The organism is Actinomadura rubrisoli, assembly GCF_004349215.1.
In the GTDB taxonomy this organism is placed as follows: domain Bacteria; phylum Actinomycetota; class Actinomycetes; order Streptosporangiales; family Streptosporangiaceae; genus Spirillospora; species Spirillospora rubrisoli.
This window is the reverse complement of record NZ_SMKU01000262.1, coordinates 1-13,220: the sequence shown is the minus strand read 5'-3', so window position 1 is coordinate 13,220 and position 13,220 is coordinate 1. Positions and strand designations below refer to the sequence as shown.

The window sequence follows — 13,220 nt, the reverse complement described above, 5'->3', positions numbered from 1 at the left end:
GGCGGGCGGCGGGGTGCCGCCGGACAGGGCGGCGGCGACGCGGCGGGTGAGCTCGGCGACCAGGCCGGCCTTCCAGCCGCCCCAGGCGGCGGGGCCGGTGGCGTTGCCGTCGGCGATGGCGAGCGCGGCGAGCAGTTCGAGGATCTCCCGCTCGCGGCCCGGCACCGCCGAGACGGCCGCGACCACGGATCTGACGGTGGCGGGGTCGTCGATGTCGCGGCGGGTGGCGGTCTCGGGCAGCAGGAGGTGGTGCCGGACGACCGTCTCCAGGACCTCGACGTCGCCCTCGGGGAAGCCGAGTCCCGCGCCGAGGTCGCGGGCCACGACGGCGCCGCTGACGGAGTGGTCGCCGGGCCAGCCCTTGCCGATGTCGTGCAGCAGCGCGCCGACCAGCAGCAGGTCGGGCCGGGCGACCTCGCGGGTGAGGGCGGCGGCGCCGGCGGCGGCCTCCACGAGGTGGCGGTCGACGGTGAAGCGGTGGACGGGGTTGCGCTGCGGCCGGTTGCGGACGCGCTCCCAGTCGGGCAGCAGGCGGACGATCAGCCCGGCCTGGTCGAGCGCCTCCCAGACGCCGATGGCCGCGGGTCCCGCGCCGAGCAGCGCCACCAGCGCGTCGCGGGCTTCGGCGGGCCAGGGCGGCTCGGGCAGGGCGGCCCGTTCGGCCAGCCGCGCCACCGTGGCGGGCGAAAGCGGCAGCCCGGCCTGCGCGGCGGCCGCGGCGACGCGGGGCACGAGGGCGGGGTCGCCGAGGTCGGCGCCGCGCGCGAGGACGACCTCGCCTTCGTGTTCGACGGCGCCGTCCCCGACCGGGCGCCGCTCGGCGCCGCGGGCCGCGCGGCGCGCGGTGAATCTCTCGACACGCCGCCACAGGTGGTCGCCCGCGTAGGTGATGGTGCGGGCGGCCTCGGCGATCGAGCGTTGCAGCACGTTCGCGTCGAGCATGCCGAGCGCGCGCGCCACGGCCTCCTGCTCCTGCAAGACGAGCCGGTCGGCGGAGCGGCCGGTGACGTCGTGCAGGGCGTGCCGGACGTCCAGGATCAGGTCGTGGGCGGCCTTGACGCGGGCGTCGGGCGCGGAGGCCATCCACGACGCGGCGACGGCCTGCATGGCGTGGACGTCGCGCAGGCCGCCGCGGGCCTCCTTGAGGTCGGGTTCGAGGAGGAACGCCAGCTCGCCGCGGTTCTCCCAGCGGTCGCGGCACATCCGCGCCAGCTCGGCGAGCCGCGCCCGGGCGTCGGCGCGCCAGTCGGCGAGGACGGCGGCGCGCAGTTCGTCCACGAGGGCGCGGTCGCCCGCGACGTGGCGTACCGACAGCAGGCCGAGCGCCGCCTTCATGTCCTCGCGCGCGACGGTCCTGGCCTCGTCGACGGTCCGGACGGAGTGGTCGAGCCGGAGCCCGGAGTCCCAGACCGGGTACCAGACGCGGTCGGCGATCCCGGCGACGCCGGCCCGGCCCCGGTGCAGCAGGACGAGGTCGAGGTCGCCGCCGGGGGTCAGCTCGCGGCGGGCGTGGCTCCCCACCGCCGCGAGCGCGACGTCCGCGCCGCCGGTCAGCAGGGTGGCGAGCCAGTGGTCCAGCTCGCCGGCCCGCGCGGCCCTCGCCGCCGCGAACGCCGCGCGGGCCGTGCCGGCCGTGGAGGGCGGGTCCCCGGCCGTCCGGTGGACGAGGGTCACTACAGGGCTTCCGGACCGGTCTCGCCGGTACGGACCCGGACCACGGTGTCGACCGGGACGGCCCACACCTTGCCGTCGCCGATCTTGTCGGTGCGGGCCGCCTTGACGATCACGTCGATGATGTCGTCGGCGTCCTCGGCCTCCACCAGGACCTCGACCCGCAGCTTGGGCACCAGGTCGACCTTGTACTCGGCGCCTCGGTAGACCTCGGTGTGGCCCTTCTGCCGGCCGTAGCCGCTGGCCTCGCTGACGGTCAGGCCCTTGACCCCGAAGGTCTCCAGGGCCGCCTTCACCTCGTCCAGCTTGAACGGCTTGATGACCGCCGTGATCAGCTTCACGCGTCCGCCTCCACCTTCGCCTCGGGGACCGCGGTGCCCGGGACGGGCGCGCGCGTGGCGCCGCCGCCGGTCGCGAGCGCGAGATCGTACGCGCTCTCCGCGTGGGTCGTGACGTCGATGCCGGTCGCCTCGTCCTCCTCGGCGACGCGGAACCCGACCGTCACATCGATGATCTTGCCGATGATCCATGCCATGGCGAAGGAGTACAGGCCGATCACGGCGGGGCCGAGCACCTGGAGGCCGAGCTGGTGGAGGCCGCCGCCGTAGAACAGGCCCTTGTGCTGGCCGGGCAGGAACGGGTAGGCCGCCAGGAAGCCGAGGGACAGGGCGCCGACCGTGCCGCCGACGAGGTGGACGCCCACCACGTCGAGCGAGTCGTCGAAGCCGAGCCGGTACTTAAGGCCCACCGCGTAGGCGCAGACGGCGCCCGCGACCAGGCCGATCACCATGGCCGCCCACGGGTCCACGAACCCGGCCGCGGGGGTCACGGCGACGAGACCGGCAACGGCCCCGGACGCGACGCCCAGCGTGGTCGCGTGGCCGTCGCGGAACTTCTCCACGAGGATCCAGGCGCCCGCGGCGACCGCCGTGGCGACCTGCGTGTTCATGAACGCCAGCCCGGTCGTGCCGTCCACGGCCAGCTCGGATCCGGCGTTGAAGCCGAACCAGCCGAACCACAGCAGCCCGACGCCGAGCAGGACGAACGGCAGGTTGTGCGGCCGCATCCGCTCCTTCGGCCAACCGCGCCGCTTGCCCAGCACGAACGCCAGCGCCAGGCCCGCCGCTCCCGCGTTGACGTGGACGACCGTGCCGCCGGCGAAGTCCTCGATGCCGAGCTTGTTGAGCCAGCCCGTCCCCCACACCCAGTGCGCGACGGGGAAGTACACCAGCGTCGCCCAGGCGACGGTGAAGGTCATCCAGGCCCCGAACTTGGCACGGTCCGCGATGGCGCCGCTGATGAGGGCGACGGTGATGATGGCGAACGTCAACTGGAACGCCGAGAACACCATCGTCGGGATGTTGTCGCTCTGCTCCGGCAGAAGGCCCTCCGATACCTGGGTCGCGACGCCCTTTAGGCCCACGGCGTCGAATCCGCCGATGAACTTGTTGGCGAAGGAGTTGCCGTTGTCGGTGAATGCGATCGAGTGCCCGTAGAGGACCCAAAGGATGGTCACGCTGATGATGCTCCCGAACGACATCATCATCATGTTGAGGACGCTCTTGGCCCGCGCCATGCCCCCGTAGAAGAAGGCCAGCCCGGGCGTCATGAGCAGCACCAGCGCCGTGGCCGTGAGCAGCCAGGCGGTCGCGCCTGTGTCGATCTTCATCTCGGGGAGTGCCCTCCTCGACCGGAAACTGTGGACTGCTCAGAAGATTCATCCGCGGCCGTTTCGCCCGGACGGCTCCCGTGTTTCAGGAGTGTGAAACCCCGTCCCGCGATGTTTCACCGGTGTTTCAGAACCCTCACCGTCTTACCCCGAGCGCAGTGACTGTTTCCGGTCGAAAATGCCGGTGCCCCGCGACCGTGACGATCGCGGGGCACCGAAACGCGAGGGACGGCCAGGGCCTGGTCCGACATCACCCAAGAGCCGTCAAAGCACCCAGCCGGGAGCGACCCCTGCCGGGCTAGTCTCCGAGGATCGCGTCCACGAACGCCTCGGGCTCGAAGGGGGCCAGGTCGTCGGGGCCCTCGCCCAGGCCGACCAGCTTCACCGGGACGCCGATCTCGCGCTGCACCTGGACCACGATGCCGCCCTTGGCGGTGCCGTCCAGCTTGGTCAGCACCACGCCGGTGATGTTGACGACCTCGGCGAACACCCGGGCCTGCTGCATGCCGTTCTGCCCGGTGGTGGCGTCCAGGACGAGCAGGACCTCGTCGACCTCGGCCTGCTTCTCGACGACCCGCTTGACCTTGCCGAGCTCGTCCATCAGCCCGGTCTTGGTGTGCAGCCTGCCGGCGGTGTCGACGATCACCGCGTCGACGCCCGTGTCGATGCCCTGCTTGACGGCGTCGAACGCGACGCTGGCGGGGTCGGCGCCTTCGCCCCTGCGGACGACCTGCGCGCCGACGCGGGTGCCCCACGTCTCCAGCTGGTCGGCCGCGGCGGCGCGGAAGGTGTCGGCGGCGCCGAGCAGCACGGTGCGGCCGTCGCCGACGAGGACGCGGGCGAGCTTGCCGCAGGTGGTGGTCTTGCCGGTGCCGTTGACGCCGACGACCATGAGCACCGCGGGCCTGTTGCCGTGCCGCTCGGTCTTCAGCGACCGGTCGAGGTCGGCGCCGATCTGCTTGACCAGCTCGTCCTTGAGCAGCGCGCGGACCTCCGCCGGGCTGCGGGTGCCCAGCACCTGGACCCGGGTCCGCAGGTCGTCGGTGACCTGGCTGGCCACGGCGGCGCCCATGTCGGCGGTGATCAGGGTTTCCTCGATCTCCTCCCAGGCGTCGTCGTCGAGCGTGTCGCGCGACAGCAGGCCGAGGAGGGTCTTGCCGAAGGTGTTCTGGGAGCGGGCGAGCCGGGCCCGCAGCCGGACGAGCCGGCCGGCGCCGGGCGGCGGCTGCTCGATCTCGACCGGGGGCGTCGGCGGCGGCGCCTGCGTCGGCGGCGCCCGCTCGATGGTCGGCGCGGCCGCCTCGGCCTCGTCGACGGCGGTGGCACCGCCGCGCCGGCCTCCCGGCTCGACGGGCGGACGCGGCCTGCGGCGGGAGGGCCGCAGGAACATGACGCCGCCGACGATCACTGCGACGGCGACCAGCCCTGCGATCACGATCAGATATTCCATAGCGCCCCCAGTTTTCCAGACCGGCACCCCCACGCAGAACCCGCTGCGCAGATCCCACTGATCCCGCTGATCTTCCGTTCCCCCCGGTTCCCCCGGTCCCGGTCCCGGTTCCCCGGTCCCCCAGGTTGCCGGGTTGCCGGGTTCCCGGTTCTCCGATCCCCCGGGTCCCCGGGTCCCCGGGTCCCTTGGATCATGCCCGCACCCGGCGGCGAGCACGCGCCCTTATCGGCGGACGCGCCCAGAGTCTCCTTCACAACGGCCTCAACTGTCACGCGAGCGCACACACGCGCACGCACCCCCTATCGAACGGACACGCCCAAGGCTCCTTCACAACAACCCAAAGCCGCCACGCGCGACGGCCTCAGCTGTCACGCGAGCGCGCCCCCTGACCGGCGGGGCGAAGCCGAAGGCGAGCCCCACCGGGAAGATCGCGAAGCGATTCGCGCTCGCACAAGCACGGCCTTGGGCCGGGATTGCAGTAAACACAGCGCGCTCGCACAAGCACGGTCAGGGGCGAGCCGCCAGGCGAGCCCCTGGGCCGGGATTGAATTAATGAGGCAGGGAGGCGCGTTCAGAGTTCTCCCACTCGTCGACGTTGCGGAGGAGGGCCTCTAGGTAGGAGCGCAGATGCGTCCGGTAGACGTCGCTGTAGGTGCGCAGGTAGGCGATCTCCCGTTCCATCCGGAGCCGTTCGTCGTCGGGCGGCCGGGTCCCGCCCGCTCCCTGCGGGCCCGCGGGGGACGGTGGGGGCGCGGCCGGGGCGCGCTGGGCGGCGGCCTCGCCGGCCGAGCGGACCGCCGCGTCGGCGACCTCGGTGGCCCTGCGGTGGGCCTCTTCGAGGAGATGCTCCGCGCGGCCTTTGGCGTCGGTCAGGATCGCCTCCCGGTGCATCCGCGCCTCGTGGGCGAGCTCGCGGGTGTAGCGCTCGGCGTCCGCGACGTAGAGGTCGGCGGTCTGCTGGGCCTGCGAGAGGATCCGGACGGCCTGGAAGTGGGCGTCCTCGGGGGCCATCACTCCGGGCGTCGACCTGGCCGCCTGGGCGCGCAGCCGGTTGACCTCGTCCGCCAGGGCGGCCTTGTCGTTTAAGACCTGGACGAGTTCGCGTTCCACGTGGAGCAGGAAGGCGCGGACCTTCTCCTCGTCGTAGCCGCGTCGGCCGAGGGCGGCCCGGGGGAACACCACCGACTGGAGCTCGCCTGGCGTCAGCCGGGAGCCCTCGGACACGACGGGAAGGTTCGTGGGATTCAACGCGGTCACCTCTGTGCGTCTGCGAAGGTTTCCAACCGGATGCGTTCACGCTCGACGCCGAGGAGCGCGAGCCGCTCGGCGGTCTGCTCGACCATCGCCGACGGGCCGCATATGTAGGCGTCGTGGGCGTTCCAGGGGCCGTACCTGGCCACCACGTCGGGCAGGTTCCCGTACTCGATGTCGCCGTCCCCGGAGTGGAGGAGGGCGGAGAAGCCGTGCCCGTCGGACTCGTCGGACACGGCTGGCACGACGGTGAGCCACGGGAGTCCTCCGGCGAGCTTCGTCAGGTCTTCCAGGTCGTATAGGGAGTCGCGGGTGCGGGCGCCGAAGAACAGGTGCACCCGGGGCGGGGCGGGTCGGCGGGCGATCTGCTCCAGGATCGCCTTGAGCGGGGCGAGGCCGGTGCTGCCCGCGACGAGCAGCACGTCCCGTCCGGACGACTCGTCCAGGGTGAGGGTGCCGACGGCCGCGCCCATGCGGATGTGGTCGCCGGTCTGCGTGGCGCGCACCAGCACCGGGCTCACCGGACCGCCGTCCACCAGCCGGATGTGGAAGTCCATGGTGTGGTCGGGGCGCGGGGCGTTCGCCATGGAGTAGTAGCGCCAGTGGCGGAGCCGGGTCGGCACCTCGACCGCGACCGACTGCCCCGCCAGGTACGGCAGCGGACGGTCCGGCTGGACGCGCATGACGACGATGTCGAAGCGCCGCCGCTCGACCGCGAGGATCTGGCCGTTCCACCAGGCGGGCCTGGTCAGCGCGTCCTCGTCGGCCGCCTCCAGCATGACCTTGGAGACGAGGCCGTAGGCGGCGCTCCAGTCGGCGGCGAGCTCGTCGGTCCAGGCCGCCGCGGAGAAGTGCCGCAGGGTGGCGAGCAGGCTGGCCCCGACCTGCGGGTAGTGCTCGGCCACGATCCCGAACCTGCGGTGGTCGCGGCCGAGCTGCTGCAGGAACGGGACGAGGTCCGACAGGTCGTCCACGCGGGAGACGATGTGCCCGAGCGCGCGCAGGAGCTTCTCGCGCTGGCCGGTCATGCCGATGGGGAACATGTCGCGCAGGTGCGGGTTCCGTACGAACAGGTCGGCGTAGAAGAAGAGGGCCACCGCATCCCCTTGCGTGGCGACCTGGGCGAAGCTGTCCTTCAGGCGCTGTGCGTCCACGGCCGGATCAGAAGACGGTCTCGGCGGCGGCTTCGGACATGATCTCGGAGACCAGGCCGTAGGCCTCCTGCCAGTCGCGTTCCAGGTCGTCGTCCCACTCGGGGCCGCTGAAGAACGCGAGCGTCGCCAGCAGGCTCGCGCCCACCTGCGGATAGTGCTCCCGCGCCACTCCGAAGCCGCCGTGCCGCCGTCCCAATTCCCGCAGGTAGGGGACGAGCCGGGCGGTGTCATCGATCATCGGGACAATATGCGACAGGGCCGCGAGGAGCTTCTCGTGCTGCCGCGTCATCGCCACGGGAAATAGCCGTCTGAGCTGGGGCTCGCGCCCGAACAAATCAGCGTAGAAAAACTCGGCCACCTCCTTCCCGTTCGCACTGACAAGGGCGAAGTTGCGCTTGAGCCGCAGCGAATCCATGGCACACCTCTCATGCGGTTCTCCGCACCGGGCGGGGATGTCCGGGAGGAAGCAGGAAAACCACGGTGCTCATGCGTAGTGGATCGAATGATCAGGCACAAGCCCGGCACTGTCGCCGCGGGATCACAGTCGGTACATCCGTATCCAGTCGGCCTGCAGTGTTACCGGGGCCGTGGAATCAACATTTCGCGCCGTCCGGTGGCGGTCCCGTGGGAACCAGTCGAGCTGGATCGTCTGGCCCATCGGCCCGGGCGGCAGCGCGGTCCGGTCGCCGGTGTGGAACCAGCGCCGCCCGTCGACGAAACCGCTGATGCCCGCGGGCGTCCACTCGACGGCGAACACGTGCCAGCGCGTCATGTCGGCGGCGATCCGCGCGTCGAGCCGCCGTTCGCCGTCCTCGGCCCGTAGTGGAGGTAGAAGGCGGTGTGCCGGCGGCGGCCGTCGTCGATCGTCTCGGTGTAGTCGATCTCGCCGCCGCCCCCGTCCGGGCTCACTCCCCCGCCCCCGTGGATCGGCCACAGCAGCAGGACGGGGTGGTAGCAGGCGCAGCCCCGCGACATCCGGACCCTGGCCTCCCAGCGCCCGTGCTTCTGGGCGCCGCGCATCCAGGCCACGCCGCCGGTCGTCCCGTCGCGCCGCCCGGTGATCGTGAGGACGCCGCCGCGCACGGACACCGCCGACCGGATCCGGCGCCCTTTGCCCGCGTGCCCCGGCCCGTCGTACACGGCCCAGTTCTTGCGGTCGATGGTCTTCCCGTCGAAGTCGTCGGACGCGACGGGCCGTCCCCATCCGGCTCCGCGCGCGGCCTCGCGCCCTTCTCTGCCGGAGGGCGCGGGCTCGGATCCGGTGGGCGCCATGGCACCGGCCAGCAGCAGGCAGCCCGCGACGATCGCGATCCGCCACCCCCACGATCCCAGCACGGCCCAAGACGCCGGCATTCCCACGTTCCGTTCCCCCGCCCAACTCGCGTCGACGCGGCCGCAAAAGGACCGCCTCCCGGAACGCGCATCCCGGGAGGCGGTCGCCCCCGTCCCCTGTTCTTTCACCAACCCCGTGTCACCTGCGCTTTCGGCCGCCCTTCCCCTGGCCGGCCCGTTGGCGATCTCCGGTGGTTCCGACGTTACGGAGGCCCAATTCACCGACATAGGGCCCCGGGGCCCTATGCGGGCGGAGCGGGGGCCTCAAGGCGGGAATGCCGTTCGGCGGATCGTGACCTGAGCGTCTTTCTGACCTCTGGTCATGGACGGCGAAGGACGTTAATCTTCGCAAGGCCGCCTGATCATCCACAGTGGCGGCAGTCCTCGAAGCGCATGCGGACACCCCGCCCGAGGAAGCCGAGGAAGGCTGCCATGGCTCATCGAACTCTGGTTCGCTCCGGTTGCGTTCTGATCGCCGTGGCCGCGCTCGCGGCGGCGTGCGGCGGCGACGACGGCGGGGACTCCGACGCCAAGAAGGTGTACACGGTCCCGTCCTCGGCCACGCCGAAGCCCGCGGCCGACGCGCCCGACCCGGGGGCGCGGGACGGCATCGAGGGCGCCCGCGCGGCACTGCAGGCGTTCCTGCGCGGCCAGGCCAGGGGCGACGCGGCGGTCTGCCGCTACGTCGCCGACGGCAGCGCCTTCCTCAAGGGGCCGGCGCTCAAGGGCAACTGCCCGCTCGGCGTCAAGAACACCGTCCACGTCGTCCGGCCGCTGGAGCGCCAGGCCCTGCGCACCGTCGTCGTGACCGGCGGGCGCCTTTCGGGCGAGGACGCCGTCATCCCGTTCTCCGCCCTGCACTGGACGTCCGGCACCATGACGGTGAGCACGCTCCAGCCGAGGTTCACCCTGCGCCGCGCCGAGGGGACCTGGCAGATCGTCCGATGACGGCGCCCCCTCGGTGCAGGACCAAGGGGGCGTTTGCAAGACGGTCGCCGTCAGTGCTTCTTCTTGAGGCGGTACAGGCGGATCCAGTCGACTTCGAGCGTCGCGGGGGCCACCCGGCTGACACCGCCCACGGTCAGCTTGGTGCGCTTGGGGAACCAGTCGAGCTGGATGGCCTGGCCCATCTTCCCCGGCGGCAGCGCCCTGCGCTCGGTGGTCCGGAACCACCTGCGTCCGTCGACGTAGCCGGTGATGCCCTTGGGCGTCCATTCCATGGCGAACGCGTGCCACTTGGTGAGGTCCACGTACACGCGGTCGCTGAGGTGTAGGGGCTCGCCCTTCGGCCCGTCGTAGTGCAGGAAGAAGTCCGTCGCTTTCCGGAGGCCCCGGTCGTTGTAGGTCTCCATCCAGTCGATCTCGCCGCCGCCGCCCTTCGGGTCGGTGTCGCCACCGCCGCCGACCGGCCAGAGCAAGAGGTTGGCGTTGTAGCAGGCGCAGGCGCGGTTCAGCTTGACGCGCGCCTCCCACCGGCCGTACTTCCGGCCGCCCTTCTCGCGGCCGCCCGGCATCCACGCGACCCCGCCGGTGGTCCCGTCCTTCGTGCCGGTGATCTTCAGGGCGCCCTTCCGGACGGTCACCGCCTTGGAGCTGCGCCTGCCGAGGCCCCCGTTGCCCGGGCCGTCGTACGCCTCCCAGTTGCGCCGGTCGAGCCTCGTCCCGCCGAACTCGTCGAACGCCTCCGGGCGGCCCCACTTGTAGCGTCTCGCCGCGGTGGGCGGGACGGCCTTGCGGCCCATGCGCCCGCCGCCCTTCCGCGCGTCCGTGCCGTCGGCGTGGGCGGCGGGGGCGGGCCCGCCGCCCACCACCGCGGGGGCCGAGCGCTCCAGCGCACCTGCCGGGCCGGTCGGACGGCCGGTGTCCGCCGAGCCGCCCTGCGCGGCCGCCCCGGCGGATATGCCGGCGGCGAGGATCCCGCCGGTGAGAACGGCCATTCTTTTCCGGGTCGGCAAATGCATGGTGGGCCTCCAGACAATGGAGGAGCATGGCGGCCCGGCGAAAAGGGACCGTCCTTCTCCCGCTTGCTTTCGCCCGGAACGCTACGGAGCCGGGCGCGCGGGTCACCAGGGCCCTAAGGCCCTAGCGGGATCCGGCGGGGACCTCAATGCGGACGCGCGGCTCAGCCCCGCGGAGGCATTCCGAGCCAGGTGACGATGGCCGTCGACCGGTTCGGCACACCCAGCTTCGCATAAATGCGATTGATGTAGTTCTTGACGGTTTTCTCGGTGAGAAATAGTTTGGCCGCGATGTCCTGATTGGCATGACCGCGCACGATCAGATCCATGACCTGGACCTCGCGCGCCGAAAGCCCGAACCGCTCCTGCTGTTCCGCCGGATCGGCGGCGGGCGCGGCGGAGCGGCCGGCCCGCGCGGCGTCGATCAGCGCGGCGCTGGCCGCGTGCGAGAGGGGGTGGGCCCGATGCCGGACGGTGTCCCGGACCGCCTGGACGAGCTCGTCCACCGTGAAGCTGTTGTGCACGAGGTAGCCGACCGCGCCGTTGCGGACCGCCGTCAGCACGACGTCGGGGTCCTCCACCTGGGTGAGCATGATGACGCGGCTGATCTTGCTCAGCACGGTGGCGGCGCTCAGCCCGTCGGTGCGCGGCATCCGCACGTCCAGCAGGACGACGTCGGGCATCAGCCGCCAGGCCAGCTCCTCGGCCCGGTGCCCGTCGCCGGCCTCGCCGACCACCTCGATGTCACCGGTCGCCTCCAGCGCGGAGGTGAGCCCGGAGCGGATGAAGGCGTTGTCGTCCACGACCATGACCCGGATGCGCGCGGCCTCGTCCATTCAGTGCCTCCCCAGCGCCGCGCGGGCCTGTTCCGCGCCCGACCCCTCGTCCGGCAGCAGCACGGTGATCGCGGTGCCGCCGCCGGGGGTCGAGGCCACCGCCAGCCGGCCGCCCGCGCGGTGGGCCCGCTCGTGCATGCCGACGAGACCGTAATGCCCGTCGCGGGCCAGCGCGTCCAGCCAGCCGTCGGCGCCCGGCCGTCCCGGCAGGCCGCGTCCGTCGTCCCGCACGCGCACCTCCAGGCCGCCCTCGACGGCGGCCACCTCGATGTCGACCCGGGACGCGTGCGCGTGGCGCCGGACGTTCTCCAGCGCCTCCCGGACGATCGTCACCATCTCGTGCCGCGCCCGCAGCGGGAGGTCGGCGCCCGGCTCGGCGTCCACGCTCACCGGGACGCCCGCGGCGCTCTCCCACTCGGTCGCCATCTCGCGCACGGCGTCGCCCAGGGGGCGCTGGACGGCGTCGTCGCGCAGCTCGGAGATCAGGGAGCGGGCCTCGCGCGAGGCGACCTGCGCCGCCGTGGCGATGCGCCGCGCCTCGGTCTCGGCCCGCTCCGGGGACTTGCGCACCCAGGCGGGCAGCCCGGTCGCCGACAGCGCGATGCCGGCGAGCGTCGCGGTCAGCGAGTCGTGCATCTCCCGGGCCAGCCGGGTCCGCTCCTCGGCCGCCATCGCCTGCGCCTCCATCCGCCAGCGGGACTCCTCCGCGGCGGCGTGCTCGTCGAACAGCCGCCGCAGGACCGTCCCCACCAGCGCGCCGATCACGTAGAAGGCCGGAAGCGCGATGAGCAGCGGCAGCGCGATGCCGGTCTCCTCGTCGCCCTGCCCGCTGCGGTACAGCGCCGTGTAGTACAGGACGGTCTGCTGCGCGCACAGCAGCGCGGCGACCGGCCACCGGTACAGCAGCCCCGCCAGGCCGGGCGCGACCACCGTGACGAGGAAGTACGGGCCGAAGATCCCGCCGACCTGCAGCACCGCGTAGCCGATGAGCACGTCGAAGGCCAGCAGCGCGGGCTGCTCGAACAGCCGCAGGACGACCCTCTCCCAGCCCGCCAGCACCACCACCGACACCAGCGCCGCCAGCGCCAGCACCCCGAGCGCCCACGGGTCGCCGCGCACCCGCTCGTCCACCACGACGGTCACGCCGACGACGAGGACGCGCACCTGCATGAGCAGGACGAACGTGGTGCCGATGCGGGTCTCGACGGAACGTTTCAACGCCTGCGCGGACGGATCGCCGGAGCGCGGCATCGCAGGGCCCTCCATCGGACGGGCGCCGGGGACGTGGCGCCATGAATCAAGTCAAGAGACCGCATAGGGAAGATTAGTCACTTCGGCCCAGGAGATCGCTACGATGCCCACGAAATCACGCGTTCCATCCCGCAAGGGGACACCAGTGTCGGTAGCCAGGTCGGTCCCGCAGCCGGACGACGCGGGCAGCCCCGCCGAGTTCCTCTCCCTGCTGCGCCGCCTGCAGCAATGGTCCGGTCTGTCGCTCCCGGAGCTGGAGGAACGGGTCTGGTCCACCGGGGTGCTGATCCCCGCCGGGCTGGCCGGGCTCCTCGGCGGCGAGGTCCTGCCGCGCCGGGAGGTGCTGCTCTCCTTCGTGACCGCATGCGGCCTGGTACCGGAGGAGCGCGAGAAGTGGATGGCGGCGCACGCCCGCGTCGGCTCCGCCTACGCCCCGCCGATCACGGCGTCCCCTGCGGAGAACCTGCCGCCGCCGGCCGCCCCGGTCCCTGGTTCCACGACGTCCGGGCCGAACCCGGTTGCCGACACCGGGCCGAACCCGATCTTGGCGACGGGCCCTCGGCGGACGCTCGCGACAGGCCCCAACCCGATCGTGGACGGCTCCGCGAACGCAAAGGGGGGCACGGACGCGGGGACGGGGCCGGAGAC

Annotated in this window: 14 protein-coding genes; 2 read left to right on the top strand and 12 right to left on the bottom strand. The window is 72.5% G+C overall.

Annotated elements, in window-relative coordinates:
• The 9 genes from E1298_RS34285 to E1298_RS34245 all read right to left on the bottom strand — a co-directional run.
• Nucleotides 1-1,674, bottom strand: a 1,674-nt coding sequence (locus tag E1298_RS34285) for a [protein-PII] uridylyltransferase (protein ID WP_131900768.1), incomplete at its 3' end; no start/stop codon positions are given.
• Nucleotides 1,674-2,012 carry a P-II family nitrogen regulator gene (locus tag E1298_RS34280; protein WP_131900766.1) on the bottom strand — a complete coding sequence of 113 codons (339 nt, stop codon included), beginning with the start codon at nucleotides 2,010-2,012 and terminating at the stop codon, nucleotides 1,674-1,676. The genes E1298_RS34285 and E1298_RS34280, both read right to left, overlap by 1 nt.
• A complete protein-coding gene (locus tag E1298_RS34275; protein WP_131900764.1) occupies nucleotides 2,009-3,340 on the bottom strand; it encodes an ammonium transporter in 1,332 nt (443 codons plus the stop codon). The genes E1298_RS34280 and E1298_RS34275 overlap by 4 nt, the downstream gene beginning before the upstream one ends.
• A 298-nt stretch (nucleotides 3,341-3,638) precedes the next feature.
• Entirely contained in the window at nucleotides 3,639-4,790 is a 1,152-nt protein-coding gene (gene ftsY / locus E1298_RS34270; RefSeq protein ID WP_131900762.1) for a signal recognition particle-docking protein FtsY, read from the bottom strand.
• 549 nt (nucleotides 4,791-5,339) lie between these two features.
• On the bottom strand, nucleotides 5,340-6,038 hold the full coding sequence (locus tag E1298_RS34265) for a DivIVA domain-containing protein (RefSeq protein ID WP_165975813.1): 699 nt from the start codon (nucleotides 6,036-6,038) through the stop codon (nucleotides 5,340-5,342).
• A 5-nt stretch (nucleotides 6,039-6,043) separates the two neighbouring features.
• A complete protein-coding gene (locus E1298_RS34260) occupies nucleotides 6,044-7,195 on the bottom strand; it encodes a globin domain-containing protein (protein ID WP_131900758.1) in 1,152 nt (383 codons plus the stop codon).
• 7 nt (nucleotides 7,196-7,202) lie between these two features.
• The gene (locus E1298_RS34255; protein ID WP_131900756.1) at nucleotides 7,203-7,610 is read right to left on the bottom strand and encodes a globin domain-containing protein; all 408 of its coding nucleotides are present in this window, start codon (nucleotides 7,608-7,610) and stop codon (nucleotides 7,203-7,205) included.
• A 123-nt stretch (nucleotides 7,611-7,733) separates the two neighbouring features.
• On the bottom strand, nucleotides 7,734-7,967 hold the full coding sequence (locus E1298_RS34250; protein WP_131900754.1) for a LamG domain-containing protein: 234 nt from the start codon (nucleotides 7,965-7,967) through the stop codon (nucleotides 7,734-7,736).
• The gene (locus E1298_RS34245) at nucleotides 7,964-8,548 is read right to left on the bottom strand and encodes a glycoside hydrolase family 16 protein (protein WP_131900752.1); all 585 of its coding nucleotides are present in this window, start codon (nucleotides 8,546-8,548) and stop codon (nucleotides 7,964-7,966) included. The genes E1298_RS34250 and E1298_RS34245 overlap by 4 nt, the downstream gene beginning before the upstream one ends.
• A gap of 411 nt (nucleotides 8,549-8,959) precedes the next feature.
• Between E1298_RS34245 and E1298_RS34240 the strand changes: the two genes are divergently transcribed.
• Nucleotides 8,960-9,475, top strand: coding sequence for a hypothetical protein (locus E1298_RS34240; RefSeq protein ID WP_131900750.1), 516 nt, complete (start codon nucleotides 8,960-8,962; stop codon nucleotides 9,473-9,475).
• 50 nt (nucleotides 9,476-9,525) lie between these two features.
• Here E1298_RS34240 and E1298_RS34235 read toward each other — a convergent pair whose 3' ends face one another.
• The 3 genes from E1298_RS34235 to E1298_RS34225 form a co-directional block, all read right to left on the bottom strand.
• On the bottom strand, nucleotides 9,526-10,488 hold the full coding sequence (locus E1298_RS34235) for a glycoside hydrolase family 16 protein (protein WP_131900748.1): 963 nt from the start codon (nucleotides 10,486-10,488) through the stop codon (nucleotides 9,526-9,528).
• Between the two features lie 161 nt (nucleotides 10,489-10,649).
• A complete protein-coding gene (locus tag E1298_RS34230; RefSeq protein WP_131900746.1) occupies nucleotides 10,650-11,321 on the bottom strand; it encodes a response regulator transcription factor in 672 nt (223 codons plus the stop codon).
• On the bottom strand, nucleotides 11,322-12,572 hold the full coding sequence (locus E1298_RS34225) for a sensor histidine kinase (protein ID WP_131900744.1): 1,251 nt from the start codon (nucleotides 12,570-12,572) through the stop codon (nucleotides 11,322-11,324).
• 145 nt (nucleotides 12,573-12,717) lie between these two features.
• Between E1298_RS34225 and E1298_RS34220 the strand changes: the two genes are divergently transcribed.
• The coding region (locus E1298_RS34220) for a helix-turn-helix domain-containing protein (protein WP_131900742.1) at nucleotides 12,718-13,220 on the top strand (503 nt) is incomplete at its 3' end.

What these genes read in the sequence shown, in the direction of transcription:
- E1298_RS34275 (WP_131900764.1), bottom strand. Translation starts at nt 3,340, where the DNA reads ATGAAGATCGACACAGGCGCGACCGCCTGGCTGCTCACGGCCACGGCG.
- ftsY (WP_131900762.1), bottom strand. Translation starts at nt 4,790, where the DNA reads ATGGAATATCTGATCGTGATCGCAGGGCTGGTCGCCGTCGCAGTGATC.
- E1298_RS34255 (WP_131900756.1), bottom strand. Translation starts at nt 7,610, where the DNA reads ATGGATTCGCTGCGGCTCAAGCGCAACTTCGCCCTTGTCAGTGCGAAC.
- E1298_RS34250 (WP_131900754.1), bottom strand. Translation starts at nt 7,967, where the DNA reads ATGACGCGCTGGCACGTGTTCGCCGTCGAGTGGACGCCCGCGGGCATC.
- E1298_RS34245 (WP_131900752.1), bottom strand. Translation starts at nt 8,548, where the DNA reads ATGCCGGCGTCTTGGGCCGTGCTGGGATCGTGGGGGTGGCGGATCGCG.
- E1298_RS34240 (WP_131900750.1), top strand. Translation starts at nt 8,960, where the DNA reads ATGGCTCATCGAACTCTGGTTCGCTCCGGTTGCGTTCTGATCGCCGTG.
- E1298_RS34235 (WP_131900748.1), bottom strand. Translation starts at nt 10,488, where the DNA reads ATGCATTTGCCGACCCGGAAAAGAATGGCCGTTCTCACCGGCGGGATC.
- E1298_RS34230 (WP_131900746.1), bottom strand. Translation starts at nt 11,321, where the DNA reads ATGGACGAGGCCGCGCGCATCCGGGTCATGGTCGTGGACGACAACGCC.
- E1298_RS34225 (WP_131900744.1), bottom strand. Translation starts at nt 12,572, where the DNA reads ATGCCGCGCTCCGGCGATCCGTCCGCGCAGGCGTTGAAACGTTCCGTC.